Below are 26,700 nucleotides of genomic sequence, written 5' to 3' on the forward strand. Positions count from 1 at the left end.
CATGGGTATCAACGTCAACGCCACTGCACGCTCGCTTCTGCTGTCGGAATTCGTCTCGGCGTTCTTCCTCGCCATGCGCTATTTCTTCCAGCCGAAGCCGACGCTGAACTATCCGTTCGAGAAGGGCCCGATCTCGCCGCGCTTCCGCGGCGAGCACGCGCTGCGCCGCTATCCGAACGGCGAAGAGCGCTGCATCGCCTGCAAGCTGTGCGAGGCGATCTGTCCGGCGCAGGCCATTACGATCGAGGCCGGCCCGCGCCGCAACGACGGAACGCGCCGGACGGTCCGCTACGACATCGACATGGTGAAATGCATCTATTGCGGCCTCTGCCAGGAGGCCTGTCCGGTCGACGCCATCGTCGAGGGCCCGAACTTCGAGTTCGCGACCGAGACCCGCGAGGAGCTCTATTATGACAAGGCCAAGCTGCTCGCCAATGGCGACCGCTGGGAACGCGAGATCGCGAAAGCGATCGAGCTCGACGCGCCGTACCGGTGAGGTGAGGGCATGATCCAGATTTCTAAGTCATTCCGGGATGGTCCGAAGGACCAGACCCGGAATCTCGAGATTCCGGGTTCACGCTTCGCGCGCCCCGGAATGACGGGAGTTTCTCGATGATCCTTCCCGCGCTGTTCTTCTACCTCTTCGCCAGCGTCTGCGTTGCCTCGGCCGTGATGGTGATTGTCTCGCGCAATCCCGTGCACTCCGTGCTGTACCTGATCCTGGCCTTCGTCAACGCCTCCGGCCTGTTCGTGCTGATGGGCGCCGAGTTCCTCGGCATGATGCTGATCGTCGTCTATGTCGGCGCGGTCGCGGTGCTGTTCCTGTTCGTGATCATGATGCTCGATGTCGACTTCCTCGAGCTGCGCGAGGGCTTCATCGAGTACCTGCCGGTCGGCCTCGTGATCGGCGGCATCTTCCTGTTCGAGCTGCTGCTCACCGTCGGCTTCTGGGTCATCAATCCCGGCGTGTCCAAGACGATCACGGCGGCGATCCCGGCCAACGTCTCCAACACCGAGGCGCTCGGGCTCGTGCTCTATACGAAGTACATCCACTACTTCCAGCTCTCGGGCATGGTGCTGCTGGTCGCCATGATCGGCGCCATCGTGCTGACGCTGCGCCACAAGGCCAGCGTGAAGCGGCAGGACATCAATGTTCAGAACGCACGCACGCCCGACATGGCGATGGCGATGCGCAAGGTGGCCCCGGGGCAGGGCCTTTCGGATGCCGATGCGGCGGAGTGGGTGAAATGACGATCGGGCTCGGACATTATCTGGCGGTCGGCGCGATCCTGTTCACGCTCGGGATCCTCGGCATCTTCCTGAACCGCAAGAACATCATCGTCATCCTGATGTCGATCGAGCTGATCCTGCTCTCGGTCAACATCAACCTCGTGGCATTCTCGACCTTCCTCGGCGATATCGTCGGCCAGGTCTTCGCGCTGCTGGTGCTCACCGTCGCGGCGGCCGAAGCCGCGATCGGTCTCGCCATCCTGGTGGTCTATTTCCGCAACCGCGGCTCGATCGCGGTTGAGGACGTCAATCTGATGAAGGGCTGAGCTCTCAAATGGTTCAGGCAATCGTTTTCCTGCCGCTCCTGGGCGCCATTCTGGCTGGCCTGATCGCGCTGTTCGGCGCGCATGCCCGCAACCCCTCGGGCGACGAGGTCGAGCATCACGGCGACCACGGCCACGGCGTCCATGCGCATGCGTCCGACACGATCAACGAGGACGCGTCCGTCATCCACGAGACCCATCACGAGCCCGGCGACGGGCACGACGGTCACGGTCCGGCCGAGCCGCCCGCGGCGGGCTCGCGCGCTGCCGAGCTGATCACCACCGGGCTGCTGTTCGTCTCGGCCGCGCTGTCCTGGATGACGCTGGTCGATGTCGGCTTCATGCACCATGACATGAGGATCCAGCTGCTGCCCTGGATCTTCTCCGGCGACCTTCAGGTCTGGTGGACGCTGCGGGTCGACACGCTGACGGCCGTGATGCTGGTGGTGGTGACGACCGTCTCCTCGCTCGTGCACCTCTATTCAATCGGCTACATGGACGAGGACCCGAACCGTCCGCGCTTCTTCGGCTATCTCTCGCTGTTCACCTTCGCCATGCTGATGCTGGTGACGGCGGACAACCTGGTGCAGCTGTTCTTCGGCTGGGAAGGCGTGGGTCTCGCCAGCTATTTGCTGATCGGCTTCTGGTACCAGAAGCCCTCGGCGAACGCCGCCGCGATCAAGGCATTCGTGGTCAACCGCGTCGGCGACTTCGGCTTCGCGCTCGGCATTTTCGCGGTCTTCATGCTGGTCGGCTCGACCGATTTCGAGACCATCTTCCATGCCGCACCTGGGCTGACCGGCAAGACCATCAACTTCCTGGGCTGGCACGCCGACGCACTGACCCTGACCTGCCTGTTGCTGTTCATGGGCGCGATGGGCAAGTCGGCGCAGTTCCTGCTGCACACCTGGTTGCCGGACGCGATGGAAGGCCCGACTCCCGTGTCGGCACTGATCCACGCCGCGACCATGGTCACCGCGGGCGTGTTCATGGTGGCGCGCCTGTCGCCGCTGTTCGAGCTCGCTCCGACCGCCCAGGCCGTCGTGATGTTCTTCGGCGCCACCACCGCGTTCTTCGCGGCCACGATTGGCCTCGTCCAGAACGACATCAAGCGAATCGTCGCCTACTCGACCTGTTCGCAGCTCGGCTACATGTTCGTGGCGATGGGAGCAGGGGCCTATTCCGTCGGCATGTTCCACCTGTTCACGCACGCCTTCTTCAAGGCGCTGCTGTTCCTAGGCTCCGGCTCGGTGATCTACGCGATGCACCACGAGCAGGACATCCGCAACATGGGCGGCCTCTGGCGCAAGATCCCCTACACCTACGCGGTGATGGTGGTCGGCACGCTGGCTTTGACCGGCTTCCCGCTCACGGCCGGCTATTTCTCCAAGGACGCGATCATCGAGTCCGCCTATGCCTCGCACAATCCGTTCGCGGTGTACGGCTTCCTGATGACGATCGTCGCCGCCGGCCTGACCTCGTTCTACTCCTGGCGCCTGATCTTCAAGACCTTCCACGGCGAGCCGCATGACGAGCATCACTACGAGGCCGCGCATGAGGCTCCGCTCTGGATCCTGATCCCGATCGGCGTGCTTGCGGTCGGCTCGTTCGTCGCCGGCTTGCCGTTCAAGGAGCTGTTCGCCGGCCACGGCGTCGAGGAGTTCTTCCGCGAGTCCGTGAAGATGAACCCGCACATCATCGAGGAGATGCACCACATCCCCGAGACCATCGCTTTCCTGCCGACGGTGATGATGGTGCTGGGCTTCCTCGTCTCGTACCTGTTCTACATCCGCCGGCCCTACCTGCCGGTCGAGCTCGCGAAGACGCAGCCGATGCTGTACCAGTTCCTGCTCAACAAATGGTACTTCGACGAGCTCTACGACATCATCTTCGTCCGTCCGGCGAAGTGGATCGGTTACCAGCTCTGGAAGAAGGGTGACGGCTTCATCATCGACGGCTTCGGTCCCGACGGCGTCTCGGCCCGCGTGCTGGACGTCACCCGCAACGTCGTGAAGATCCAGACCGGCTATCTCTATCACTATGCATTCGCCATGCTGATCGGTGCCGCCGGCCTGATCACCTGGTTCATGTTCGGCTTTGGAGGCCAGTAAATGACAACCTGGCCCATCCTTTCGGTCACGACGTTCCTGCCGCTGGTCGGTGCGCTGATCGTTTACTTGAGCCGCGGCGATGACGAGGCGGCCAAGCGCAACTCGCGCTGGATCGCGCTGTGGACCACGCTGATCACTTTCGCGGTGTCCGTGATCCTGGTCATGCGCTTCGACCCCAGCAATCCCGACTTCCAGTTCGTCGAGAAGGCGGCCTGGCTCGCGACCGGCATCACCTATCACATGGGGGTCGACGGCATCTCGCTGCCGCTGGTGATCCTGACCACTGCCGTGATGCCGTTCTGCATCATCGCCAGCTGGAAGGCGATTTCGAACCGCGTCCGCGAATACATGATGGCGTTCCTGATCCTGGAAACGCTGATGATCGGCACCTTCTCGGCGCTCGATCTCGTGCTGTTCTACCTGTTCTTCGAAGGCGGCCTGATCCCGATGTTCCTGATCATCGGCGTCTGGGGCGGGCCGCGCCGGGTCTATGCGTCTTTCAAGTTCTTCCTCTACACGCTGCTCGGCTCGGTGCTGATGCTGCTCGCCATCATGGCGCTGTACTGGAACGGCGGCACCACTGACATCCCGACCCTGATGCACACCGCCGTGCCGCGGTCCTTGCAGACCTGGGCATGGCTGGCCTTCTTCGCCTCCTTTGCGGTGAAGATGCCGATGTGGCCGGTGCACACCTGGCTGCCCGACGCCCACGTCGAGGCGCCGACCGCGGGCTCGGTGGTTCTGGCCGCGATCCTGCTGAAGATGGGCGGCTACGGGTTTCTGCGCTTCTCGCTGCCGATGTTCCCGCTGGCCTCGCACGACTTCGCGCCGCTGATCTTCACGCTCTCGGCCATCGCCATCATCTACACCTCGCTGGTGGCGTTGATGCAGGAGGACATGAAGAAGCTGATCGCGTACTCGTCAGTGGCGCATATGGGCTTCGTCACCATGGGCATCTTCGCCGGAACCATGCAGGGCGTCGCCGGCGGCGTGTTCCAGATGATCTCGCACGGCATCGTGTCCGGGGCGCTGTTCCTCTGCGTCGGCGTCGTCTACGACCGCCTGCACACCCGCGAGATCGCGGCCTATGGCGGCCTCGTCAACCGGATGCCGCTCTATGCGATGACCTTCATGGTCTTCACCATGGCCAATGTCGGTCTGCCCGGCACCAGCGGCTTCGTCGGCGAATTCATGACGCTGCTCGGCACCTTCAAGGTCTCGATCCCGACGGCGTTCTTCGCCAGCTTCGGCGTGATCCTGTCGGCGGCCTATGCGCTGTGGCTCTATCGCAAGGTCGTGTTCGGTGCGCTGGTCAAGCCGTCGCTGGCGAGCATGAAGGACCTCACCTTGCGGGAGTGCGTGATTCTGTTTCCGATGATCGCGCTGACGATCCTGTTCGGCGTCTGGCCGAAGCCGGTGCTCGACATGTCGGCCGCCTCGGTCCAGCAACTCGTCAACAACTACAACACCGCTGTGACGGCCGTGAAAGCCGCCGCACTGCTCCAGTGATCGGGCAGGTCAGGATATCGCCATGAGCTTTGTGACTGCAGGTTATCAACTGGCGCCGGTGCTGCCCGAGATCGTGCTCGCGATCGGCGCCATGGCTCTGCTGATGCTGGGTGCCTATCGCGGGCAGGGGACGACCGGTGCGGTCACCTCGCTGGCGGTCGTGCTCCTGGTCGTGGTCGGCGTGCTCGAATACATGCTGCCTGCGGGCAAGCAGGTGACTTTCGGCGGCAGCTTCATCGTCGACGACTTTGCTCGCTTCATGAAGATCCTGGCCCTGATCGGCTCGGCGGTGACGCTGATCCTGTCGACCGAATTCCTGTCCGACCCATCGCGCCGCATCTTCGAATATTCCATCCTGGTGCTGCTCTCGACGCTCGGCATGATGGTGCTGATCTCGGCCGGCGATTTGATCTCGCTCTATCTCGGCCTCGAGCTGATGTCGCTGGCGCTCTATGTCGTCGCCGCCTCCAACCGCGACAACGCCAAATCGACCGAAGCCGGCCTGAAGTACTTCGTGCTCGGCGCGCTGTCCTCTGGCATGCTGCTCTACGGCGCATCGCTGGTCTATGGCTTCACCGGCACCGTCAGCTTCACCGGCATCGCCGCCGCCGCGACGGTCTCGAATGTCGGCCTCGTCTTCGGCCTGGTCTTCCTGCTTGTCGGCCTCTGCTTCAAGGTTTCGGCCGTGCCGTTCCACATGTGGACGCCTGACGTCTACGAGGGCGCGCCGACCCCGGTCACCGCCTTTTTCGCCTCGGCACCGAAGGTGGCTGCGCTCGCCGTGTTCACCCGCGTGACGCTGACCGCATTCCCCGGCATCGTCTCGCAGTGGCAGCAGATCCTGGTGTTCGTGTCGATCGCCTCGATGGCGCTCGGCTCCTTCGCCGCGATCGGCCAGAGCAACATCAAGCGCCTGATGGCCTATTCCTCGATCGGTCATATGGGTTTTGCGCTGGTCGGCCTTGCCTCCGGCACGGTCGAGGGCGCGCAGGGCGTCTTGATGTACATCGTGATCTATGTCGCGATGACGCTGGGCTCGTTCTCGATCATCCTCGCCATGCGCCGCAACGGCCAGGCCGTCGAGCAGATCAGTGATTTCGCCGGCCTGTCGCGCACCAATCCGCTGCTCGCCTTCATGTTCGCGATGCTGCTGTTCTCGCTCGCCGGCATCCCGCCGCTCGCCGGCTTCTTCGCGAAGTGGTACGTGTTCGTCGCCGCCATCAAGGCCAATTTGTTCACGCTCGCCGTCATCGGCGTGCTGACCAGCGTGGTCGGCGCCTACTACTATCTCGCCATCGTCAAGACGATGTATTTCGACGAGCCGGCCGGCCGGGTCGATCCGGTGCGCGTCGAGGTGCGGACGGTGCTGGCCGTGGCGGGCCTGTTCAACATCCTGTTTGCGCTGTTCGCGGGTCCGGTGGTGAGCGTCGCCTCCGCCGCGGCAAAGTCGCTGTTCTAGGATGGCGTTCGCGCTCGGTCCTCGCGCGTCGGCTGCGGGCTACAAGCTCGCGGCGTTCGAACGGACCGGCTCGACCAACACCGAGGCGATCGAACGCGCCAGGGCCGGCGAACGTGGCCCGATGTGGTTCGTCACATCCGAGCAGACTGCCGGCCGCGGCCGGCGCCAGCGCCCCTGGATCGCGCCGAAGGGCAATCTCGCCGCCAGCGTCCTCGAAGTTCTGGACGTGGCTCCGGCGGTTGCCGCCACCATCGGCTTTGCCGCCGGGCTTGCCGAGGAGGCCGCGCTCGAGAAGGTCAGCCTGGAGGCCATCCTGCGCCTCGGCGAGGGCCGGCCGCGCTACGCCCTGAAATGGCCCAACGACGTGCTGGCCAACGGCCAGAAGCTCGTCGGCATCGGCCTGGAGGCGGAGGCCGTCGGCGACCGCCTTGCCATCGTCGTCGGCATCGGCACCAATGTCGTCGCCGCGCCCGAGGGCACCCCGACGCCCGCGGTGTCGCTGGCCGGGCTCGGCGTCCAGATCAGCGCGGAGGAGCTGTTTGCGGCCCTGTCGGACGCGTGGGTCGAGTTCCGTGGCATTTGGGACAATGGAAACGGCTTTGCCGAGATCCGTAAACTGTGGCTGGCGCGCGCCGCCGGGCTCGGCGAGCGGGTCGCGATCCACACAGGAACGATGGCGCTGGAAGGCATTTTTGACACCATCGACGACACCGGCTGCCTGATCGTCCGCACCGCGGAGGGCCGCCGTGTGCCGGTGGCGGCCGGCGAGGTGTTCTTCGGCCCGGTCCGCTCGGTGGGAGCTGCGTGATGGCAAAGCCCGACGAACTGGTGTTCGCGCCGCTCGGCGGTGTCGGCGAGATCGGCATGAACCTGTCGATCTACGGCCTCGGCAACCGCCAGCAGCGCGCCTGGCTCGCAGTCGATCTCGGCGTCTCCTTCGGCGACGAGGAGCATCTGCCGGGCATCGACCTGATCATGCCCGACATCAGCTTCCTGGAGAAGGAGCGCAAGAACCTGATGGGCCTGGTGCTGACCCACGCCCATGAGGACCATTTCGGCGCCATCATCGACCTTTGGCCGAAGCTGAAATGCCCGATCTATGCGACGCAGTTCAGCGCCGCGCTGTTCGAAGCCAAATGCGCCGCCGAGCGCAACGCGCCGCAGATTCCGGTCACGGTGGTACCGTCGGGCGGCCGCATCGATGTCGGCCCGTTCAATGTCGAGTTCATCCCGGTTGCGCATTCGATTCCGGAAGCGCACGCGCTGGCGATCCACACCTCGGCCGGCATCGTGCTGCACACCGGCGACTGGAAGATCGACCCGACGCCGACGCTGGGCGCGCCGACCGACGAGAAGCGGCTGCGCGAGCTCGGCGAGGAGGGCGTGCTCGCTTTGATCGGCGATTCCACCAATGCGGTGCGCGACGGCCGCTCGCCCTCGGAAGCCGAGGTCGCCCGGACCATCATCGATCTCGTGAAGGCCGCCAAGGGCCGCGTCGCCGTGACAACGTTCGCCTCCAACGTCGCCCGCATCAAGGCGGTCGCCGCCGCCGCGAAGGCTGCCGACCGCGAGGTCGTGGTGGTCGGCCGCGCCATGGAGCGCGTGGTGCAGGTTGCGCGCGAGACCGGCTATCTCGACGGCGTGCAGAACTTCCGCTCGCCCGAGATCTACGGCCACCTGCCGCAGGACAAGGTGCTGGCGCTGTGCACCGGCAGCCAGGGCGAGCCGCGCGCCGCGCTGGCGCGCATCGCCAATGACGACCATCCTGAAATTACGCTCAACCGCGGCGACAGCGTAATCTTCTCCTCGCGCACCATTCCCGGCAACGAGAAGGCGGTCGGCTCGATCATCAACAATCTGGTGCTGCAGGGCGTCGAGATCATCACCGACCGCGAGGCACTGGTCCACGTCTCCGGCCATCCCCGCCGCGACGAGCTGCGCGACCTCATCTCCTGGGTGAAGCCGCAGCTGCTGATCCCGGTCCATGGCGAGGCCCTGCATCTGCATGAGCACGCCAAGCTGGCGCGCGCTGCCGGCGTGCCGCGCGTGTTGGTCTGCCGCAACGGCGACCTCGTCAAGCTCGGCCCCGGCGATCCCGGCATCGTCGGCGAGGTGCCCTCGGGCCGGCTCTACAAGGACGGCACGATCCTCGAGGATTCCAAGTCCCGCGCCGTGGTCGAGCGCCGCCGCATGGCCTTTTCAGGCTGTGCCTTTGTCGCCATTGCCATGACCGCGCAGGGCGAGCTCGCCGACGAACCCGAGGTCGATCTGGTCGGCATCCCCGAGAAGAACAGGGCGGGCGAGACTTTTGACGACCTGGTCTTCGATGCCGTCATGTCGACGATCGAGGGGCTGCCCAAGCCGCGCCGCCGCGATCCGGATGCGCTGGCCGAGTCGGTGCGACGCGCCGTCCGGGCGGTCATCAACGAACATTGGGGCAAAAAGCCCCCCTGTCTGGTACACGTACTGACAGTCTGATAATTTGAGCATGATCTCTTTCGGAAAACCGCTTCACACTTTTCCGGATCATGCTCCGAGGGAGAGAACCATGCTGGGCCGGCTCAACCATGTCGCGATCGCGACCAAGGATGCGGTCAAGGCCGCGAGGATCTACGGCACCGCGTTCGGCGCAGAGATCTCGGAGCCCGTGCCGCTGCCCGAGCACGGCGTCATCACCGTGTTCGCGACGCTGCCCAACACCAAGATCGAGTTTATCGAGCCGCTCGGCGAGGCCTCGCCGATCGCAAAATTCGTCGAGCGTAACCCGGACGGCGGCATTCACCATGTCTGCTATGAGGTCGTCGACATCATCGCCTCGCGCGACACGCTGGTGAAGGAGGGCGCGCGCGTGCTCGGCGACGGCGTGCCGAAGATCGGCGCCCACGGCAAGCCGGTGCTGTTTCTGCATCCGAAGGACTTTTCCGGCGCGCTCGTCGAGATCGAGCAGGCGTAAGGCCGTCCCATGGCCATCCAGATCTCGACTGCGCTTGCTATCTACTTCGTCATCTGGTGGATCGCGCTGTTCCTGACGCTGCCCTTCGGCGTGCGCAGCCAGCACGAGGACGGCGTCGGCGCGCCCGGCACCGACCCCGGCGCGCCGATCCTGACCCGGATGGGCCGCAAGCTGATCTGGACCACGATCATCTCGGCCATCGTCTACGGCCTCGGCATGGTCGCCTATCAGGCCGGCTATCTCTCGATCGAGCGCCTGTCGAAGCTGATGGGGATGCCGTTTTAGGTTTTTTGGTGCGGCGCATCCTTCGAGACGCCCGCTTTTCGCGGGCTCCTCAGGATGAGGACAGAGTGCGCGGCAGCAGTTTCAACGGGCGCCGATGTCCGTTAGCCTCATCCTGAGGAGACCGCGAAGCGGTCGTCTCGAAGGACGAGGCGTGCGCGCTTCGTCTCGCCTTGAGTTTTGTAACTCTTTTGATTTGGGGCCATCAATGACTTTTCAGCGGATCGTCGTCGGCCTTCTGGTGCTGATCGTCGCCGGTCTCGGCGCCATCGGCTATGTCGAGTGGAGGACGGCGGTGCAGGTGCGAACGCTGAAGGCGTTCGTCGAGGGCTACGTCTTCAATGAGGCCGTGATGGCCTGCGAGCAGGCCAAGAGCTCGACGCCGTTCAAATGGAACGGCGGCAAGAGCACCTCGGTGATCGGACTGAACTCGGTCAAGCTGGACAAATACAATGTCAGCGCCAGCTACACGCTGGTGGCGGACCTTGTTTATTGTGATTACGATCCGATCAAAAGAAAGGCCGAGATCGGCTCGAGCTTCCTGGAGCGGGAGTAACGATCCGGCCCACAGAGATGGGGTGGGATCGTCATGGCGCAGGCGCAGGGGGACTACCGGATCCTGCATGAGGCGGCCTTGCGGGATTATCTCGTGGGTCTGCCAGACCTGACGGCGCGCCTCGGCGGCGACCCGGCCGGCTGGGGGATCACCGAGGTCGGCGACGGCAATCTCAATCTCGTCTTCATCGTCAAGGGCGCGCGCGGCGGCATCGCGGTCAAGCAGGCGCTGCCTTATGTCCGCCTCGTCGGCGAAAGCTGGCCGCTGCCGCTGTCGCGGGCTCATTACGAATATCTCGCGCTGACCCGGCAGGGCCAGCTCGCACCCGGCCTCGTGCCGGCCGTGCTGCATCACAACGAGACGCTGGCGCTGACGGTGATGGAGCTGCTCGAGCCCCACATCATCATGCGCAGGGGGCTGGTTTCGGGCACGCAATATCCGGGCTTTGCCGGCGACATCACCACTTTCATGGCGCGCACCCTGTTTCTCACCTCCGACCTCGCCCTGTCCGCGGCCGAGAAGAAGGAGGGCATTGCCGCCTTCGCCGGCAACCACGCGCTCTGCAAGATCACCGAGGATCTGATCTTCACCGATCCCTACCGCATCGCCGAGCAGAACCGCTGGACCGCGCCCTATCTCGACGGCCTTGCCGCTGAGTTGCGCGACGACATGGACCTGCACATCGCCATCTCCCGGCTCAAGCTGAAGTTCATGGCCAGCCCCGAGGCGCTGCTCCACGGCGATCTCCACACCGGCTCGATCATGGTGACGGCCAGCCAGACGCGGGTGATCGACCCCGAATTCGCCTTCTATGGCCCGATGGGGTTCGACGTCGGCGCCGTGCTCGCCAATCTCCTGATGGCCTATTTCGCCTCCGCCGGCCACGAGCGCGCGCCGGGCGAGCGGGCTTTGTTCGAAGACTGGGTGCTGGAGACGGTCGAGCAGGTCTGGAACGAGTTTGCCCGCAAGTTCCTGGAGCTCTGGCGGGCCGGCGCGGCAGGCGATGCCTATCCCGCCTCGCTCTTTGCCGGAGAGAAGGGCGCTGCCCGGCTGGAGGCCGAGCGCCAGACTTATATGCAGCGCCTGTTCATCGATGTGGTCGGCTTCGCCGCCGCGAAGATCATTCGCCGGATCTTCGGTCTCGCCCACAACATCGATTTCGAGCTGATCGAAGATGCGAGGAGGCGGGCGGTGACCGAAGCCCGCGCGGTGCAACTGGCGCGCGCGATGATGGTGGAGACGGAGGCTTTTCCCGCCGTCGCCGATGTCACCCGTGCAGCGCGGAAACTGCGGGACTGGCTGCCGGAATTGCCGGGCTAAAAACGTCGCGAAGGACGGACGACGCACACTCCGTCATTGCGAGGAGCTCGTGACAAAATTGCGTAGCAATTTTGCGCTGATGCGACGAAGCAATCCAGAGTGCCGCCATGGAAAGATTCTGGATTGCTTCGCTGTGCTCGCAATGACGGGGAGGCAGAAGCGCGCCTCGAGAAATCCACACGGGAGCTGCCGGCCGGCGCATGACGCACCGCGCCAATCGGCCGCTTGCATCGCTGGGCGGATGCAACCCGACCTCCGGGGTCCCTCGTCCGAGGGCCGCACTATCCGAACTGACATTGGGGCCCATCGAAAACGAAGCTTGCATTCGACGGGCTGCGAATGATCAAATCTCTGCTCGGAATGCACCTGCGTTGTTGGGGGACTCATGATGTTCAGGATGATTGCGATCGTCGCGGGGCTGGGGCTGGCGCTCGCCGCCACGGCGGAGGCCCAGACTCCGCGCAAGGGCGGAACCATCCGCATGACTGCGCCCTATGGCTCGAGCTTCACCAGCCTGGACATTCACACCACGCAGCGCGCCCAAGACGAGATCTACGCCAAGGCCCTGCATCGCTCGCTCTACATCTGGAATTCCGCGGAAGGCAAACCGGTTCTGGAACTCGCCAAGGAGGACGTGGTCTCGGGCGGCGGTCTCGTTCACACCTTCAAGCTGCGCGACGACGCCTATTTCCACAATGGCCGCAAGATGACGGCCGACGACGTCATCTGGTCCTATAACCGCATCATGGACGGCACCAAGGCGTTCCCCGGCGCGCGTTATGTTCGTGTGATCGAGGGCGCCGCCGCGGTCGAAAAGGGGCAGGCCAAGGAAATCTCCGGCCTGAAGAAGATCGACGACTTCACCATAGAGATGAAGCTGACCGAGAAGGTCGATCCCGGCTTCTACTTCTTCACCGCGCTGACCTCGATCTATCCCGCCGACGAGGGCGCGAAGGAAAGCTTCATTCAGAAGCCGATCGGCCTCGGGCCGTTCAAATTCGTCGAGCACGTGCCGGGATCGCGCATCGTCCTGGAGCGGTGGGACCGGTTCTACAAGCCCGGCAAGCCCTATGCCGACAAGGTGGTGGTCTCGATCATGGCCGAGGCCGCGGCGCGCGACGTCGCCTTCCGCAACAAGGAGATCGACACCTCGGTGCTCGGACCCGCGCAATATGTCGCCTACCAGTCCGACGCCGCCCTCAAGGGCACCATCGTCGAGGTCGCCGAGGTGTTCACGCGCTATATGGGCATGAATCCCGCATTCAAGCCGTTTTCCGACAAGCGCGTGAGGCAGGCGATCAACTACGCGATCGATACCGATTTGATCATCAACAAGCTGGTCAAGGGCAAGGCCTATCGCGCCACCAGCTGGCTGCCGCTGACCTCGACGGCCTACGACAAGGCCATGAAGCCTTACCCCTATGATCCCGCCAAGGCCAAGCAGCTGCTCACTGAGGCTGGCTATCCCCAGGGTTTCGAGTTCGAATGGACCACCAGCCCGAATGAAAGCTGGGGCCTGCCGATCGTCTCGGCCGTCATCCCGATGCTGGACAAGGTCGGCATCAAGGCCAAGGTCAAGCAGGTCGAGACCGCGGTGCTGGCAGAGGTGGTTCGCACCGGCGACTATCAGGCCTTCATCTATTCCCAGGCGAGCGGCCCGGATCCGCTGTCTGCCCTCAAATGCTTCCATTCGTCGACGCCGCAGCCAGCCTGCAACTACATGAACTACAAGAACGCCGATTTCGACAAGATCGTCGATGAGGCAGGGCAGGCCGACGATTCCGCCAAGCGCACCCAATTGCTGCAGAAGGCCAATGCGCTGCTCTACGAGGAGGCGCCGGTCTGGTTCTTCAACTACAACAAGGCGGTCATGGCGGTGCAGCCGTGGCTCAAGGGCGTCCAGCTGAACGCGACGGAGCTGACCCATCAGAACGTCGAAGACCTCTGGGTCGACGAGACCTCGCCCGCGAAGTGACGTACGCGCTCGCGCTCCCTTTATCGCTTCGAACGATGGAGGGAGAGAGGAACAGTGCCGATGCTCTCCTTCCTGATCCGTCGTCTGCTGCAGACTATTCCGACCGTGCTCGCGGTCGTGCTGCTGGTGTTCGTGCTGTTCAGCGTCGTCCCCGGCAGCATCGTGACGTCGATGAGCGACGACAGCGATCCGCAGGTCGAGCTGCGCATGAAGCAGCAGCTCGGCCTCGACCAGCCCGTCCATGTGCGTTTCGGCAGCTACATCGCCCAACTTGCGGTCGGTGATTTCGGCACCTCGTTCCGGACGCGGGAGCCTGTAACGGCCATGATCGCCAAGCGGGCGTGGCCGACACTGCAACTCATCTTTGCAGCCATGGCGTTTTCCGTCGTGATCGGTGTTCCGCTTGGCTTTATCGCAGCGCTCAAGCCCGGCGGCATCGTCGACACCACCGCCATGATGGTGGCGGTGTCGGGCCTGTCGATTGCCAAGTTCTGGCTTGGGTTGGTGCTGATGTATCTGTTCGCGTTGAAGCTCGGCCGGCTGCCGAGTTTCGGCTATGGCGATGGGGGACTGAAATACCTGCTGCTGCCGGCCGTGACGCTCGGCGTCTCGCCGATGGCGCTGTTTGCCCGGACGACCCGCGCCGCGGTCCTGGAGATCATGACGGCTGACTTCGTCCGCACCGCGCGCTCCAAGGGCATGAGCGAGACGAGGGTCGTGAAATGGCATGTGATGCGCAATGCGCTCGTCATCATTCTCACGACCGTCGGCCTGCAATTCGGCGGGTTGATGGGGCAGGCGGTGGTCGTCGAGAAATTGTTCTCCTGGCCGGGCATCGGCTCGCTGCTGGTCGACAGCGTCCTGCAGCGCGACATTCCGGCCGTCCAGGGCTCCATTCTCGTGGTGGTCCTCGCCTTTCTCGCGATCAATCTGCTGATCGACGTACTTTACGGCGTGATCGATCCCAGGATCAGATACGCATGAGTGCTGGCCCGCTTCATTGCGCTTGTACGCGTTTGATCGGATCGCACCGTGCTGCGGAAGAGCAATCACGTGTGAGCAGCACGATGCTGCGGCATTGGCGGTGGGCTCCCTCTCCCGCTTGCGGGCAGGGCAATCGCATATGGTGTGCACGATGCGGCGGCAGTGGCAGTCGGCTCCCTCTCCCGCTTGCGGGGGAGGGCTGGGGTGGGGGCTGTCTCCGCATTGGGATTTTCGAGAATTGGGGAAAATGCCCCCGAGTGGCGAAAGCCCTCACCCGCCGCGCTCTGCGAGCGCGTCGGCCTCTCCCGCAAGCGGGAGAGGCGAAGCCAGGCCGCGGCCAGTTCTGGGTAACCTCACCCGTGACTGCCCTTGCTGAGAGGGAGCACTCGCGATGAAGCTCCGCGCCAATCTCGTCATCGGTGGGGCGCTGTTCGCGCTGGCGATCCTGGTCGGCCTGCTCGCGCCGTGGCTGGCGCACACCGATCCGGTCATGGATGCCAATCTGATGAACGCGGAGGAGCCGCCGAGCTGGACCTGGTGGTTCGGCACCGACGACCAGGGCCGCGACATCTATTCCCGCGTCGTCTACGGCGCGCGGGTCTCGCTGACGGTCGGCATCATCTCTCAGCTGATCAACAGCGTCATCGGCGTGGCCTTGGGCCTGAGCGCCGGTTATTTTGGCGGCTGGTGGGACGATGTCGTCAACGCCCTGACCAATCTCATGCTCGCGATCCCGTCGTTGATCTTTGCGCTGGCCATCATGGCCGTGCTGGGGCCGGGCCTGACCAGTCTCTTGATCGCCCTCGGGCTGACCAACTGGTCCTTCACGTGCCGGATCGCGCGCGCCTCGGCGCTGTCGCTGAGGAGCCAGGGCTATGTCCAGGCGGCGACCGTGCTCGGCTACGGCGATCTGCGCATCATGATCACGCAGCTGCTGCCGAACATGCTCGGGCCGCTCATCGTCATCGGCACACTGGGCATGGGCAGCGCGGTCCTGTCGGAAGCCGCGTTGTCGTTCCTCGGCCTCGGCGTCCGTCCGCCCTTTCCAAGCTGGGGCAGCATGTTGTCGGAAGCCCGCGAGCAGATCACGACGGCGCCGTGGCTGTCGGTGTTTCCGGGCCTGGCCATCTTCCTGACGGTGCTGGGCCTCAATTTGCTCGGTGATGGCCTGCGCGACATCCTCGATCCCCAATCGCGGAGCCGGCGGACATGACAGACGTGCCGCTGATCGAAGTCGAGAATCTCCGGCTTGATCTCGATAATGGATCGCGGCGCGTCGCCGCCGCCGAGGGCATTTCCTTCCGGATCGATCGCGGCGAGACGTTCGGGCTCGTCGGCGAATCCGGTTGCGGCAAGAGCATCACGGCCCTCGCCTTGATCGGCCTACTGCGGCCACCCTTGTCGATCGGGGGTGGCGTCATCCGCTTCCAGGGCAGGGAGATTCAGCACCTGTCCGCCGCGCAGCAGCGGGAATTGCGGGGCGACCGGATCGCCATGATCTTCCAGGAGCCGATGACGGCGCTGAACCCGGTCTCGCCGGTCGGCCGGCAAATCGCCGAGATGTTCGTGCTGCACAAGGGCAAGAGCTGGCGCGAAGCCAACCGACTGGCGGTCGAGGCGCTGGCCAGCGTCCGCGTTCCCGCGCCGGAGCGCCGCGTGAAGGACTATCCGCACCAGCTCTCGGGCGGCATGCGCCAGCGCGTCATGATCGCCATTGCCCTGGCCTGCGCTCCGGATCTGCTGATCGCCGACGAGCCGACCACCGCGCTCGACGTCACTGTGCAGGCCGAGATCATCGAGTTGATGCGGAATCTGTGCGCCGAGCGAGGAACGGCGATCCTGATGATCAGCCACGATCTCGGACTCGTCGCCAATGTCTGCCGCCGCGTTGCCGTGATGTATGCCGGACGGATCGTCGAGGAACGCGGCTCGGCCGATATCTTTCGCTCGCCCTCGCATCCCTATACGCAAGGCCTGGTCGCCTCGCTGCCGCGGCTCGGCAGCCGCGCTGCGCTCGGCCGCACCCGGCTCAAGGAGATCGCGGGCGTCGTCCCGGCCATCACGAGCTTCCCGGACGGTTGCCGGTTCAATCCGCGCTGCGCGCAGGCGACCGATATCTGCCGGACGGTCGTCCCGGAAACCGATTGGCTGGAAGCCGGCGGGTTGGTGAGGTGTCACCACCATGCATGAGCCGCACAACATGCAGGGTGAGCGCAGGCCGGACGACGATCTCATCCTCAGCGTCGAGGATCTCGCTGTTCATTTTCCGCTCGGCGGCGGCCTGCTGGGCCGCGGCCGTCGGCTGCTTCGTGCCGTGGATGGTGTGGATCTCAGCTTGAGGCGTGGCGAATGCCTCGGCCTCGTCGGCGAGTCCGGCTCGGGCAAGTCGACGGTCGCATTGTCCATCCTTGGCCTGGTGGCGCCGACGCGCGGCCGCGTCGTGCTGGACGGGCAGGTCGTCAAGCCCCGGCAATCGGGCGATCGCAAGGCGTTGGCGCGCACGGTGCAGATGGTGTTTCAGGACCCTTATGCCTCCCTCAACCCTCGCCAGACGGTGCGCCGCACGCTCGAGGATCCGCTGCGGGTGCACGGCGTGACCGCCAGGAGTGAGATCGAGGACCGCGTTGCGACCATGCTGCGGCATGTCGGCCTGCGGCCCGAGCAGTCCGGCCGTTACCCCCATGAATTCTCCGGCGGCCAGCGCCAGCGCATTGGCATCGCCCGTGCCCTGATCCTCAATCCCAAGATCGTCATCTGTGACGAGCCTGTCTCGGCGCTCGATGTCTCGATCCGTGCCCAGATCATCAATCTGCTGCTGGAGCTGAAGGAGACGCTCGGTCTGTCCTACATCATGATCAGCCACGATCTCGGCGTCGTCGAGCACATGAGCGACCGCGTCGCCGTGATGTATCTCGGCCGCATCGTCGAGAACGGCCATTGGCGCGAGATCTTCGAACGGCCGGCGCACCCCTATACGCAAGCCCTGATCGCCGCCATCCCGGATCCCTTGCACCATGCGCCGCTGGCGACGACCGGCGGCGATCTTCCCAACCCGCTCAATCCGCCGAACGGCTGCGCCTTCAGCCCGCGGTGTCGTTACGCGGAAGCGGTGTGCCGGAGCGAGCCTGGGCCGGTGCTGGAGACGCGGCTTGACGGGCATGCGGTGCGGTGCTGGCGGAGCGAGGAGATTGCTGCAGAGAGGCTCGCTCTATCTCCGACACCCTGAGGTGGCCGCTCCTTCAGCGGCCCTCGAAGGGCAACGGCCCGGTCGTATCGTGGCCGACCTGCCTAACAAGGTCGAGAAAAGTCGCTGAGTGAATTCCCTTCTGGCGTTCATTCAATTCAACGACCTGAACGGCGACCAGATGTTTCTCCGGCACGATCACGATCAACTGTCCTCCGTAGCCGGACGCGAAGATTGCATCTCTTCCCCAGGCGCCGGCATCGAGAGTCCACCATAGATAGCCATACCCCCGGTCCTTTCGATCGGTCTCCGAATAGGCCTTCGTCGATTCCGTCGTCCATTGGGATGGAACGACGGAAACGTTGTTCCATCGCCCCTTGTTGAGGAACAGCAGTCCAAACCGTGCGAGATCGCGCGCACTCATACTGAAAACATAGGCACGATAAAGGGACGAACCATCTCCAATGAATGTGCCGTCACGGGCCGTGTAATCCTGCATCCCCAAGGGGCGTGCAATCAGCTTCTCGAAGCTGTCGAATACGTTCGAGCCCGTCGCCTTCTCATAAATTGCTCCAAGCGCGTTGAAGTCCCAATTGTTGTAGTACCAGAACGTCCCAGGCGAATGAGCGCCGCGCGGCGGGCGCCTCAATTTCTGATCACTCGTCTCGTAAGCCGCCGGGTGATAGACCCCGGAGCGGGCCATGAGCAGTTGGCGAATCGTTGCATGCTTCTCGTCAGCCGTCAGCGATGGGGCGGTGTCGTCGATGCCCAGCTGCCCGAGTGTGCTTTCGATATTGATCTGGCCGCGTTCGACGGCGACGCCGAACAGAGCACTCAAGAAGCTTTTTCGAACAGAGCGAACATTGACCTTGCGGCTGACGTCTCCCGATGTGGCGATCACGAGACCGTCTCGCACGATCATGATCGCCATCGGCTTGTATTTTCGGGCGTAGCTCTGGACCGCGTCTCGAATGGACGACACCTGCGCTGCGCCCTTCGAATCCAGGGCCTGCCATTCGGATCCGGGCTCTGCACTTGCCCACCCCGACCAGAGCAGCAAGGTCGCGAGCAGCGCAAGATACCGCATGACAATGGCCTCGCTCTGAGGGTCGGGAGGATCGGGGAGGGGAAGACGAACCGCGGGTCGCGCCACGAGCATGCGCACCAGCCGGGTGCTCACGCTATCATAACATCCTGCGCCTGTTTTGCCCGACGGGTCAAATCTGAGCACTCGCCCACGCCGTTGCGCGGTTGGCAAGCACCTGAATTTCCTCACAGTTTCTACTGTGCATGGGGTTGTTTTCGCGTTTTCTTGTTGTGCGCGCTGTCTATTCCGCCGCCTTTTCCCTCAGGCGCTGCGCATAGACGTTGATGACCAATGCCGCCAGGAGGATCAGGCCGCGGATCAGGATTTTCAGGAAGCTGTCGATGTTGACGTGGTCGAGACCGTTGTTGAGAACACCGAGGACGAAAAGCCCGACGATGGTGTTGCCGATGCCGCCGCGGCCGCCGAACAGGCTGGTGCCGCCGACCACGACGGCGGCGATGGAGTCGAGCAGGTAGGTGTCGAACTCGTTCTGCTGCGCGCTGCCGAAATGGGCGACGCCGAGCATGCCGCCGATGCCGGAGCACACCGCTGAGATCACCATGACGCTGCCCAGGATGAGCTTGACGTTGAGGCCGGAATATTCGGCTGCCTCGCGATTGCCTCCGACCATGTAGACGTAGCGGCCGAAGCGCGTGTAGGTCAGCACCAGATGGCCGCCGAGCAGCATGATGGCGGCGACGATGACGATCCAGGGGATGCCACTGATCGAGCCGGAGCCGAGCGTCGTGATCAGGCTCGGCACCTTGTAGGCGATCTGACCGCGCACCAGCAGCGCCGAGATGCCGGCGGCGATCTGCATCATGGCGAGCGTCATGATGAAGGAGGGGATGCCGATCACGGTCAGCCCCAGCGCGTTGACGAGCCCGAGCAGGGCGCAGAGCAGGATCGAGAGGATGATCGCGACGGCGCCGGGCAGAGGGATATTGGCGATGTTGACGTAAGATTCCTGCAGCGTGAAATAGGCCACCGCGATGCCGGTGACATTGGCGATGCTGGCGATCGACAGGTCAATCTCGGCGCAGAGGATCACGAAGGTGAGGCCGACCGCGATGATGCCGGTGACCGACACCTGGGTCAGGATGTTGCCGAGATTGTCGAGCGTCGCGAAGGAGGGGCTGGCAAAGGCGAAGAAGCCGGACAGGAAGATCAGGGTGAGGAATGGCGCGATGTTGCGCATCTGCGAGCGCAGGAAGGGCGCAAGGCCCCGTGTCCGCTGCTGCGCCGCCAGGGCCGTTTCGCTGCTCATGTGCTTCTCCGTCACGCCGCTTCCAGCAGGCGGTCCTTGCTGACCGGCTCGTTCTTGAATTCCCGCACCACGGCGCCGCGCTTGAGCACCAGGATGCGGTCGGCCAGCGACAGCACCGTTTCCGGCTCGGTCGATAGCACCATGATCGCAAGCCCCTTAGCGCGGAGGTCGCGGATGATGTTGATGACGTCGTTCTTCGCGCCGACATCCATGCCGCGGGTCGGCTCGCAGAGGACGAGCAGCTTGGGCGGATAGGTCAGCCATTTGGCCAGCGCAACCTTCTGCTGGTTGCCGCCGGAGAGCATGCCGAGATCCAGACCGACCACCGGGGGCCGGATCTGCAACTGCTCGACCTGGCGCTTTGCGATGTCGCGCTCCTGCGCCGGCTTGAGCAGCAGAGACGAGATTCGGTCAAGGATGCTGATCGAGACGTTCTTGTAGACCGGCTCCTGGTGGAACAGCATGTCGCGCCGGCTCTCCGGCACCAGCGCCACGCCGGCGCGCCGCGCTGCCGCCGTGCTCGCGAAGGTTCTTGGCCTGCCGTCAACGGCGAGCGTGCCGCTGTCCGGCTTCAGCTTGCCGAACAGGATGCGCGACAGCTCCTGCTGGCCGCAGCCCATGAAGCCGTAGATGCCGAGCACTTCGCCGGCGCGCGCCTCGAAGGAGATGTCCCTCAGGCTGCGGGCCAGCGACAGCCGGTCGACCTTGAGGACGACCGAGCTGTCGCACGGCCGGGGCAGCATCAGATCGTCGGTGTAGCTGTGCTCGAGCGCTTCGCCGCCGCGGCCGATCATCGCCTCGATCAATGCGCCCTTGCTGGTCGCAGCGCTTGCGGTCTCCGCGATCTTCCGCCCGTTGCGGAACACGGTGACCGTGTCGGACACGCGCAGGATGTCCTCGATGAAATGCGAGATGAAGACGATCGCAGTGCCTTCCTCGCGCAGGCGACGCAGGGTCGCGAACAGCCGCTCGACCTCGGGCGGGGAGAGCGCGGAGGTCGGCTCGTCCAGGATGACGATGCGAGCGCCGGAGAACAGCACGCGGGCGATCTCGATCAGCTGCTGCAGCCCGATCGGAAGGTCTCCGAGCCGCGTCATCGGATCGACGTCGATGCCGAAGCGGGCGAGCTGCTCGCCGGCCTCGCGCGCCATGCGCCGCCATTGCACCAGGCCGAGCCGATTGGTCGGCTGGTTGCCCAGGAAGACGTTCTCGGCGACCGTGAGATCGGGCGCGACGCTGAGCTCCTGATGCACCATGGCGATGCCGGCCGCATGCGCATCGCGCGCCGAGCGGAAATGCCTCTCCTGGCCGTCGACGAGGAAGCGGCCGGAGAACTCGGTGTGCACGCCGGCGATGATCTTCATCAGCGTGCTTTTTCCCGCGCCGTTCTCGCCGACGAGCCCGTGGATTTCGCCGCGATGGAGCGCGAAGTCGACACCACGAAGCGCCTCGACGCCGCCGAAGCTCTTCGTGATGCCCTGCAGTTCAAGGATGGGCGAACGCAGCTCAGGCATGAAGGCTCAGATCAGGAAGTGATCCTGCATCCACTGCATTCCGGCGGCGTTGGCCTTGGTCACGACCGGGCCGTCGGTGACGACGTTCTTGGGAATGCCCTGGCCGCTCTTCTCGCCGCCGACCACGGCGGAGACGCCCGCGATGATCGCGCCGCCATGGATCCGGCAGGAGGGATTGCGGACGGTCGCGAACATGCGGCCTTCGCTCACCGCCTGGATCGCCGGAGGCATGGCATCGACGCCGCCGATCAGGATGTTGGTGCGTCCGCGGGCCTTCATGATGTTGGCGGCGGCGAGCGCCATGTCATCGTTGTGGAAGAACGCCGCGTCGATCTGCGGATATTTGGTCAGGTAGGTTTCCCACAGGCGGGCGGTCTTCGAGACGTCCCAGTCGGCCGGCTGGGTGTCGAGCACTTCGATGCCGGGGAACTGCTTGACGACCGAGTTGAAGCCCTTGGCCCGTCCTTGCGCGCCCGTATGCCCGAGCGCGCCCTGTGTCATGATGATCTTGCCCTTGCCGCCCATCGCGTTGCACAGCGCCTGGGTGACCGAGGCGCCCATGAACTCGTTGTCGGGAGCGAGGAAGGAGTGGACGTTGATCTGGTCGAGCGGTGCGATCAGCGTGTCCATGTCGATCACGGGCGTGCCGGCATCGATCATCTTCTGCACGGGCTGGGTGAGGGTGCCGATGCCGAAGGCCTGGATCGCGACGAAGTCCCATTTCTGCGAGGCCATGTTGTCGATCGCCGCGCGCTGCTTCACGGCATCGAGCTGGCCGTCGAACCAGGTGACCTCGACGTTGAACAGCTTGCCCCAGAATTCGGCGGCCTGCTTGCCTTGCGCGCACCAGGTCGCCTGCAGGCCCGCATTGGAGAATGCCGCCTTCAGCGGCTTCTCGCTGCGTCCGACCTCGGCAGCCAATGCGGGGTTTATGCCCATGCTGCCGAGGAGGGCAGCTCCGGCGCCGGCGGTCGCTGCCGCCTGAAGAAGATCGCGCCTCGTCGTCGAGAAATCTTTCGTCCCGGACATCGCTCGCTCCCATATATCTTGTCGTCGGCGCGTCATTGCTTGCGCGACCGATGCCCGAAAGTGTCTCACAAGAGTTGGCGCCACTCAATCTGCAATCACTCGCTGGGATTGCAGCAAGCCGTGTTGGTGCAGCGCAAAGTATCAAGCCGCCGCACCGGCGAATGTTTCGATGTCGACGAGCAGTGCGCCCCAGGCTCGCGCGATCTCGGATGACCATTCATCATCGAGCAGATCGCGCAGCGTATCCCTGATGACCGCGAAGAAGGTCATGAACAGTTGGCGCGATGTGCCATAGGCGTCGTGGGATGCGAGCTCGCAGGCAATCAGCCGGAAATGCCCGCGACGCGGCCCGGCGAAATCGAGGATGGCCTCGATCGCCAGCGCGAGCATCGAGCCCTTCACGAGGTCACTGCCCTCCGAGCGGAACATCGTGCGTGTCTCGGGATGTGCGTCGAACAGGCGTCGGTAGACGAGGGGCGTGAGATCCGTACAGCGCGAGGCTGCGCGCTCGAAGCTGATCGCGATCGGATTGGACGAGGCATTCATCGGCGGTTCAGCCGCGCGGACAAAAAAAGAGCGGGGCCCTGGCCCCGCTCAAAAATTGTGTCGACCCTATTATCCCCGATTCTAAGATTTGCTCTTGATTGACGGGGCGACGCTGCATTTTGCGCGCCAGGGGCTCCTCCCGAGACTTGGACCACCAGACTTGGACCTCGCGGCCAGCCTGAGCGAGAGGGATGCTAGATCAACTTTTCTCACTTGTCATCATTTTCGGCAACGAATGTTCAAAATTCGGTCAGTAGACGAAACGATCGGGTCCGCATCCCTGCAAGTATATGACAAATATAAGAAATTTGTGGAGGGTTGGGCCGCTTGACGTGCCTCAATTGGCCCACCCCGGTGTCGTGCTGGGTTACCCGGCCACCGTTTTCGCTAATTTGCGCTGGGCCAAGCAGGCGGCCGAACTGACCTCGACTTCAGGACGGCACAGTGTTTAGTTAGTGGACGAACGAACGGTTCGGCGGATGCGCGCGCGGCTTCAAAAATTCTTACCCCTGGTCCTGCTCGCCCTGGCGATGCAGGTGCTGGCGCCGATTGCCGCCTGCTGGGCGACGGGCCTCGCCATTGCCGATCCGCTGTCCGCGGGCGTCATCTGCCACAATGCGAGCGAGCAGGGGGACCTGAACGATCAGACCGGCACGCCGACCGCGCATGCCGGAGCCTGCGCCTTGTGCTGCCTGGCCCAGGCCAACGCCTCACTCGACTCGCCAACCTACGCGACATTCGCGATTCCCGTCCGCCATGTCGAGCGGGTGCTGTGGCATCCAGCGGATGCGTTCGCCATCGCCTCTCCTGAGAGGGCGATCGCTCAGGCGCGCGCCCCGCCTCAATTTTCCTGACCTAACGACAAGCCGAGCCGTTGGCGCGCGCCGTTGCTGCGCCGGCGGCGTGCTCAATGGACCGGCCAACGCGCCGGATGTCAGGAATTCAATTGATGTTACGCATTCGTGCGATCGGCTGCGCGGGCTTGCCTGTGCTCTTCGGACTGCTGTCCTCGATCGGTTCAGACGCGCGCGCCCAGGCTGCCTCGGAAGCGCTTCCCGCGGTGACTGTTGAGGCGCCGCAGACGTCCCGTCCCAAACCAATCACGCGGCCATCCCGATTGCGCTCCGCTTCGGCCGCCCGCACGGCGAGGCCGGCCGCGCGGAACGCGCCCGATGGTCTTCAGGGGCAAAAAGACACGAACGACGCCGGCGCAGTGCGGGCCGATCTCAACCAGTCGCCGGCCGGACAGACCGCGACGACCATCGATCGCAGCCAGTTCGACAATCGCCCGTCCTTCTCGGTCGGCGACGTCTTGCGGGATAGTCCGGGCATCTCGATCAAGCAAGGCAACGGCCCCCGGGATTTCGGCATCTCGATTCGGGGCTCCAACGCGAGGAACGGTTTCGCCATCCGCAATCTCGTGATCTTCGACGACGGCTTCCCGGTAACGCAGCCGGACGGCCTCTCGCGCAGCGACCTGATCGATCCCCACGCCTATGGCGCGATCGACGTGATCCGGGGACCATCATCGGCGCTCTACGGCAACTATGCGACCGGCGGCGCGCTCAATTTTCGAACGCGGCCGGGCGGTACAATCGACGGCGTCGAGTACGGCGTGGACGGGGGCAGCTACGGTTACCTCAACAACTATCTGGCGGCCGGCAAGAAGGTCGGGAATTTCGAGGGCTCGCTGTTCGCAAGCGATACCCGTGGCGACGGCTATATCGGCAACAGCTGGTTCAACACGCAGACCGTCAATTTTCTCGGCACCCTGAAGGCGACGCCGGACGACCGCTTCACGGTCAAGATCATCAACAACGACCTCAGCGCGCGGCTGCCGATCCGCTCCTCGCTGAACCAATTTTATCAAAACCCTTTCCAGCAGGGATGTACGACCGGTGCCACAGCCGCGCCGGGATGCGGGACAGTTAGACTGTTCAACAATGGCTTCAACGCGACCGGCGGGACCGACACCGAGACGGCCGTGCAGGCCGGGCTCGGCCGCAACGACCGACGGACGATCGTCGGCAGCCGGTGGGAGCACGATTTCGACAACACCACGACCTGGCGCAACCAGTTCGTATTCGACGATCGGAACATCAGTCAGCCGACCGGCTCGACGAGCGCGATCGGAGATTTTCCATCGTACAACTTCATGAGCGATGTCACCAAGCGGGGTGAGATCGTCGGGCTGGAATCGACGACATTCTTCGGCGCATTCTACAACACGCTGGCGGCGTCGAGCGATACACGGAACGTGATGCCGGGAGGAAACGCGGCGCTCGGCCGATTGTCGAGCAATCTCCAGAGCGAAACGACCAACTATGGGGTTCGTGCCAGGGAAGAGCTCAAGCTTACATCGGCACTGACGGCGGTCGCCGGCATCGGCTGGGAGACGACGCTCCTGAAGGGAGCCAACACGGCGTATGCCTATGCCGGCCCCAGCGGCATCACGACCACCACGCTGACCACCGCGGACCGGCAGTTTCAAAATGCTGCGCCAGAACTAGCGCTGCTCTACAATCTCAACAACGAATGGCTGTTCCGCGGACGAGTCGCCACGGGCTATGGCACTCCGCAGGTTTCGAACCTCTTCGTCCTTCCGACCGGGTTGTCGGGAAACAACACCCAGCTCCAGGCTCAGAAGAATCTGGGCTATGATCTTGGTTTCGACTGGACTCCGAACCAGACGCTCAAGCTGAGCGCGACCGGCTTTTACGAGTTCTTCCGCAACGAGATCGTTAGTCAGGCGACACCGATCTCCGGCATATCCTACACCTTCAACGCGCCGCGATCGGAGCATCGGGGTATCGAGCTCGCCGCCGACTGGAAGTTCTATCCAGGCTGGCGGTTCGTGGCGGCGTATACTTATCTCGATGAGGTCTACACCGAATATGTCGAGAATATCACTAATGGCGCGGTGTTCAGCTTCAACCGGGCAGGCAACAAGATTCCCGGGATCTCGCCCAACGAGCTAACCGCTCGACTTGGCTACGACGCGTTCGCCGGGCCGCTGGCCGGCCTCGGTGGCTTCGTCGAGGTTCAATGGAAGGACTCCTTCTACATGGACAATGCGAACTTGCTGAAGGCGCCGGGCTATGAGCTGGTCAACGTCAACGTCCACTACAAGGCTGATCTGGTATCCGATACCTTCAGGTCTTTGAACCTGTTTCTTGAAGTTCGAAACGTATTCGACCGCACCTATGTCGCGTCGGCGAACAACATCGCCAACACCGTCACAGGGGCAGGCCTTCAAAACCCGGCGAGTGTGCTCGCAAACACAACCGGATCGATTTATGCGGGCTCGCCGCGCACATTCGTTGCGGGTATGAAGGTGGCGTTCAAATGATCCGGGCTCTCGAAGGGAGTTG

Annotated in this window: 24 protein-coding genes; 19 read left to right on the forward strand and 5 right to left on the reverse strand. The window is 64.0% G+C overall.

The features are described from left to right. Position 1 precedes the first annotated feature (1 nt). From nuoI to P6U31_RS17425, 17 genes are all read left to right on the forward strand, one after another. Positions 2-496, forward strand: a complete 495-nt coding sequence (gene nuoI, locus P6U31_RS17345; protein WP_210268102.1) for an NADH-quinone oxidoreductase subunit NuoI — start codon at positions 2-4, stop codon at positions 494-496. Between the two features lie 116 nt (positions 497-612). Beyond that, the gene (locus P6U31_RS17350; protein ID WP_407189569.1) at positions 613-1,251 is read left to right on the forward strand and encodes an NADH-quinone oxidoreductase subunit J; all 639 of its coding nucleotides are present in this window, start codon (positions 613-615) and stop codon (positions 1,249-1,251) included. Next, the gene (gene nuoK, locus P6U31_RS17355) at positions 1,248-1,556 is read left to right on the forward strand and encodes an NADH-quinone oxidoreductase subunit NuoK (protein WP_008547737.1); all 309 of its coding nucleotides are present in this window, start codon (positions 1,248-1,250) and stop codon (positions 1,554-1,556) included. The genes P6U31_RS17350 and nuoK overlap by 4 nt, the downstream gene beginning before the upstream one ends. An 8-nt stretch (positions 1,557-1,564) precedes the next feature. Next, on the forward strand, positions 1,565-3,664 hold the full coding sequence (gene nuoL, locus P6U31_RS17360) for an NADH-quinone oxidoreductase subunit L (RefSeq protein ID WP_407189570.1): 2,100 nt from the start codon (positions 1,565-1,567) through the stop codon (positions 3,662-3,664). Next, positions 3,665-5,173: an NADH-quinone oxidoreductase subunit M gene (locus P6U31_RS17365; protein WP_407189571.1), complete on the forward strand. Its 1,509-nt coding sequence runs from the start codon at positions 3,665-3,667 to the stop codon at positions 5,171-5,173. Positions 5,174-5,195: 22 nt separating this feature from the next. Then, positions 5,196-6,632 (forward strand): NADH-quinone oxidoreductase subunit NuoN, encoded by a 1,437-nt coding sequence (nuoN, locus tag P6U31_RS17370; protein ID WP_407189572.1) that lies wholly within the window; start codon positions 5,196-5,198, stop codon positions 6,630-6,632. A 1-nt stretch (position 6,633) separates the two neighbouring features. Beyond that, positions 6,634-7,440 (forward strand): biotin--[acetyl-CoA-carboxylase] ligase, encoded by an 807-nt coding sequence (locus P6U31_RS17375; protein WP_407189573.1) that lies wholly within the window; start codon positions 6,634-6,636, stop codon positions 7,438-7,440. Further along, a complete protein-coding gene (locus P6U31_RS17380) occupies positions 7,440-9,110 on the forward strand; it encodes a ribonuclease J (protein WP_407189574.1) in 1,671 nt (556 codons plus the stop codon). The genes P6U31_RS17375 and P6U31_RS17380 overlap by 1 nt, the downstream gene beginning before the upstream one ends. A gap of 70 nt (positions 9,111-9,180) precedes the next feature. Continuing rightward, positions 9,181-9,585, forward strand: a complete 405-nt coding sequence (gene mce, locus P6U31_RS17385) for a methylmalonyl-CoA epimerase (RefSeq protein ID WP_407189575.1) — start codon at positions 9,181-9,183, stop codon at positions 9,583-9,585. A 9-nt stretch (positions 9,586-9,594) separates the two neighbouring features. Further along, positions 9,595-9,870 (forward strand): DUF1467 family protein, encoded by a 276-nt coding sequence (locus P6U31_RS17390; RefSeq protein ID WP_407189576.1) that lies wholly within the window; start codon positions 9,595-9,597, stop codon positions 9,868-9,870. Positions 9,871-10,075: 205 nt separating this feature from the next. Continuing rightward, positions 10,076-10,423: a hypothetical protein gene (locus P6U31_RS17395; RefSeq protein ID WP_407189577.1), complete on the forward strand. Its 348-nt coding sequence runs from the start codon at positions 10,076-10,078 to the stop codon at positions 10,421-10,423. A 33-nt stretch (positions 10,424-10,456) separates the two neighbouring features. Continuing rightward, complete coding sequence (gene mtnK, locus P6U31_RS17400; protein WP_407189578.1) at positions 10,457-11,743, forward strand: S-methyl-5-thioribose kinase; 1,287 nt, start codon at positions 10,457-10,459, stop codon at positions 11,741-11,743. Positions 11,744-12,128: 385 nt separating this feature from the next. Further along, the gene (locus tag P6U31_RS17405; protein ID WP_407189579.1) at positions 12,129-13,718 is read left to right on the forward strand and encodes an ABC transporter substrate-binding protein; all 1,590 of its coding nucleotides are present in this window, start codon (positions 12,129-12,131) and stop codon (positions 13,716-13,718) included. 60 nt (positions 13,719-13,778) lie between these two features. Next, positions 13,779-14,702 (forward strand): ABC transporter permease, encoded by a 924-nt coding sequence (locus P6U31_RS17410; RefSeq protein ID WP_407189867.1) that lies wholly within the window; start codon positions 13,779-13,781, stop codon positions 14,700-14,702. Positions 14,703-15,093: 391 nt separating this feature from the next. Then, a complete protein-coding gene (locus P6U31_RS17415) occupies positions 15,094-15,915 on the forward strand; it encodes an ABC transporter permease (protein WP_407189580.1) in 822 nt (273 codons plus the stop codon). Beyond that, entirely contained in the window at positions 15,912-16,892 is a 981-nt protein-coding gene (locus P6U31_RS17420) for an ABC transporter ATP-binding protein (RefSeq protein ID WP_407189581.1), read from the forward strand. The genes P6U31_RS17415 and P6U31_RS17420 overlap by 4 nt, the downstream gene beginning before the upstream one ends. Next, positions 16,885-17,928: an ABC transporter ATP-binding protein gene (locus P6U31_RS17425; RefSeq protein WP_407189582.1), complete on the forward strand. Its 1,044-nt coding sequence runs from the start codon at positions 16,885-16,887 to the stop codon at positions 17,926-17,928. Before P6U31_RS17420 ends, P6U31_RS17425 begins: the two co-directional genes overlap by 8 nt. A 13-nt stretch (positions 17,929-17,941) precedes the next feature. Here P6U31_RS17425 and P6U31_RS17430 read toward each other — a convergent pair whose 3' ends face one another. The 5 genes from P6U31_RS17430 to P6U31_RS17450 form a co-directional block, all read right to left on the reverse strand. Next, the gene (locus P6U31_RS17430) at positions 17,942-19,066 is read right to left on the reverse strand and encodes a serine hydrolase domain-containing protein (protein ID WP_407189583.1); all 1,125 of its coding nucleotides are present in this window, start codon (positions 19,064-19,066) and stop codon (positions 17,942-17,944) included. A gap of 148 nt (positions 19,067-19,214) precedes the next feature. Continuing rightward, positions 19,215-20,240 (reverse strand): ABC transporter permease, encoded by a 1,026-nt coding sequence (locus P6U31_RS17435; protein WP_407189584.1) that lies wholly within the window; start codon positions 20,238-20,240, stop codon positions 19,215-19,217. Positions 20,241-20,251: 11 nt separating this feature from the next. Beyond that, positions 20,252-21,754: a sugar ABC transporter ATP-binding protein gene (locus tag P6U31_RS17440; protein WP_407189585.1), complete on the reverse strand. Its 1,503-nt coding sequence runs from the start codon at positions 21,752-21,754 to the stop codon at positions 20,252-20,254. Between the two features lie 6 nt (positions 21,755-21,760). After that, positions 21,761-22,783 (reverse strand): sugar ABC transporter substrate-binding protein, encoded by a 1,023-nt coding sequence (locus tag P6U31_RS17445; protein WP_135164404.1) that lies wholly within the window; start codon positions 22,781-22,783, stop codon positions 21,761-21,763. Positions 22,784-22,924: 141 nt separating this feature from the next. Continuing rightward, positions 22,925-23,329, reverse strand: coding sequence for a globin (locus tag P6U31_RS17450; protein WP_407189586.1), 405 nt, complete (start codon positions 23,327-23,329; stop codon positions 22,925-22,927). A gap of 479 nt (positions 23,330-23,808) precedes the next feature. On the opposite strand from P6U31_RS17450, the gene P6U31_RS17455 reads away from it, so the two are divergent. Beyond that, on the forward strand, positions 23,809-24,183 hold the full coding sequence (locus P6U31_RS17455; protein WP_407189587.1) for a DUF2946 family protein: 375 nt from the start codon (positions 23,809-23,811) through the stop codon (positions 24,181-24,183). A 95-nt stretch (positions 24,184-24,278) separates the two neighbouring features. Further along, positions 24,279-26,678 (forward strand): TonB-dependent receptor family protein, encoded by a 2,400-nt coding sequence (locus P6U31_RS17460; RefSeq protein ID WP_407189588.1) that lies wholly within the window; start codon positions 24,279-24,281, stop codon positions 26,676-26,678. The last annotated feature ends 22 nt before the right edge of the window (positions 26,679-26,700 follow it).

The sequence above is a fragment of the Bradyrhizobium centrosematis genome (assembly GCF_045571495.1).
GTDB lineage: Bacteria > Pseudomonadota > Alphaproteobacteria > Rhizobiales > Xanthobacteraceae > Bradyrhizobium > Bradyrhizobium centrosematis.

What these genes read in the sequence shown, in the direction of transcription:
- nuoI (WP_210268102.1), top strand. Translation starts at nt 2, where the DNA reads ATGGGTATCAACGTCAACGCCACTGCACGCTCGCTTCTGCTGTCGGAA.
- P6U31_RS17350 (WP_407189569.1), top strand. Translation starts at nt 613, where the DNA reads ATGATCCTTCCCGCGCTGTTCTTCTACCTCTTCGCCAGCGTCTGCGTT.
- nuoK (WP_008547737.1), top strand. Translation starts at nt 1,248, where the DNA reads ATGACGATCGGGCTCGGACATTATCTGGCGGTCGGCGCGATCCTGTTC.
- nuoL (WP_407189570.1), top strand. Translation starts at nt 1,565, where the DNA reads ATGGTTCAGGCAATCGTTTTCCTGCCGCTCCTGGGCGCCATTCTGGCT.
- P6U31_RS17365 (WP_407189571.1), top strand. Translation starts at nt 3,665, where the DNA reads ATGACAACCTGGCCCATCCTTTCGGTCACGACGTTCCTGCCGCTGGTC.
- nuoN (WP_407189572.1), top strand. Translation starts at nt 5,196, where the DNA reads ATGAGCTTTGTGACTGCAGGTTATCAACTGGCGCCGGTGCTGCCCGAG.
- P6U31_RS17375 (WP_407189573.1), top strand. Translation starts at nt 6,634, where the DNA reads ATGGCGTTCGCGCTCGGTCCTCGCGCGTCGGCTGCGGGCTACAAGCTC.
- P6U31_RS17380 (WP_407189574.1), top strand. Translation starts at nt 7,440, where the DNA reads ATGGCAAAGCCCGACGAACTGGTGTTCGCGCCGCTCGGCGGTGTCGGC.
- mce (WP_407189575.1), top strand. Translation starts at nt 9,181, where the DNA reads ATGCTGGGCCGGCTCAACCATGTCGCGATCGCGACCAAGGATGCGGTC.
- P6U31_RS17390 (WP_407189576.1), top strand. Translation starts at nt 9,595, where the DNA reads ATGGCCATCCAGATCTCGACTGCGCTTGCTATCTACTTCGTCATCTGG.
- P6U31_RS17395 (WP_407189577.1), top strand. Translation starts at nt 10,076, where the DNA reads ATGACTTTTCAGCGGATCGTCGTCGGCCTTCTGGTGCTGATCGTCGCC.
- mtnK (WP_407189578.1), top strand. Translation starts at nt 10,457, where the DNA reads ATGGCGCAGGCGCAGGGGGACTACCGGATCCTGCATGAGGCGGCCTTG.
- P6U31_RS17405 (WP_407189579.1), top strand. Translation starts at nt 12,129, where the DNA reads ATGATGTTCAGGATGATTGCGATCGTCGCGGGGCTGGGGCTGGCGCTC.
- P6U31_RS17410 (WP_407189867.1), top strand. Translation starts at nt 13,779, where the DNA reads ATGCTCTCCTTCCTGATCCGTCGTCTGCTGCAGACTATTCCGACCGTG.
- P6U31_RS17415 (WP_407189580.1), top strand. Translation starts at nt 15,094, where the DNA reads ATGAAGCTCCGCGCCAATCTCGTCATCGGTGGGGCGCTGTTCGCGCTG.
- P6U31_RS17420 (WP_407189581.1), top strand. Translation starts at nt 15,912, where the DNA reads ATGACAGACGTGCCGCTGATCGAAGTCGAGAATCTCCGGCTTGATCTC.
- P6U31_RS17425 (WP_407189582.1), top strand. Translation starts at nt 16,885, where the DNA reads ATGCATGAGCCGCACAACATGCAGGGTGAGCGCAGGCCGGACGACGAT.
- P6U31_RS17435 (WP_407189584.1), bottom strand. Translation starts at nt 20,240, where the DNA reads ATGAGCAGCGAAACGGCCCTGGCGGCGCAGCAGCGGACACGGGGCCTT.
- P6U31_RS17440 (WP_407189585.1), bottom strand. Translation starts at nt 21,754, where the DNA reads ATGCCTGAGCTGCGTTCGCCCATCCTTGAACTGCAGGGCATCACGAAG.
- P6U31_RS17445 (WP_135164404.1), bottom strand. Translation starts at nt 22,783, where the DNA reads ATGTCCGGGACGAAAGATTTCTCGACGACGAGGCGCGATCTTCTTCAG.
- P6U31_RS17450 (WP_407189586.1), bottom strand. Translation starts at nt 23,329, where the DNA reads ATGAATGCCTCGTCCAATCCGATCGCGATCAGCTTCGAGCGCGCAGCC.
- P6U31_RS17455 (WP_407189587.1), top strand. Translation starts at nt 23,809, where the DNA reads ATGCGCGCGCGGCTTCAAAAATTCTTACCCCTGGTCCTGCTCGCCCTG.
- P6U31_RS17460 (WP_407189588.1), top strand. Translation starts at nt 24,279, where the DNA reads ATGTTACGCATTCGTGCGATCGGCTGCGCGGGCTTGCCTGTGCTCTTC.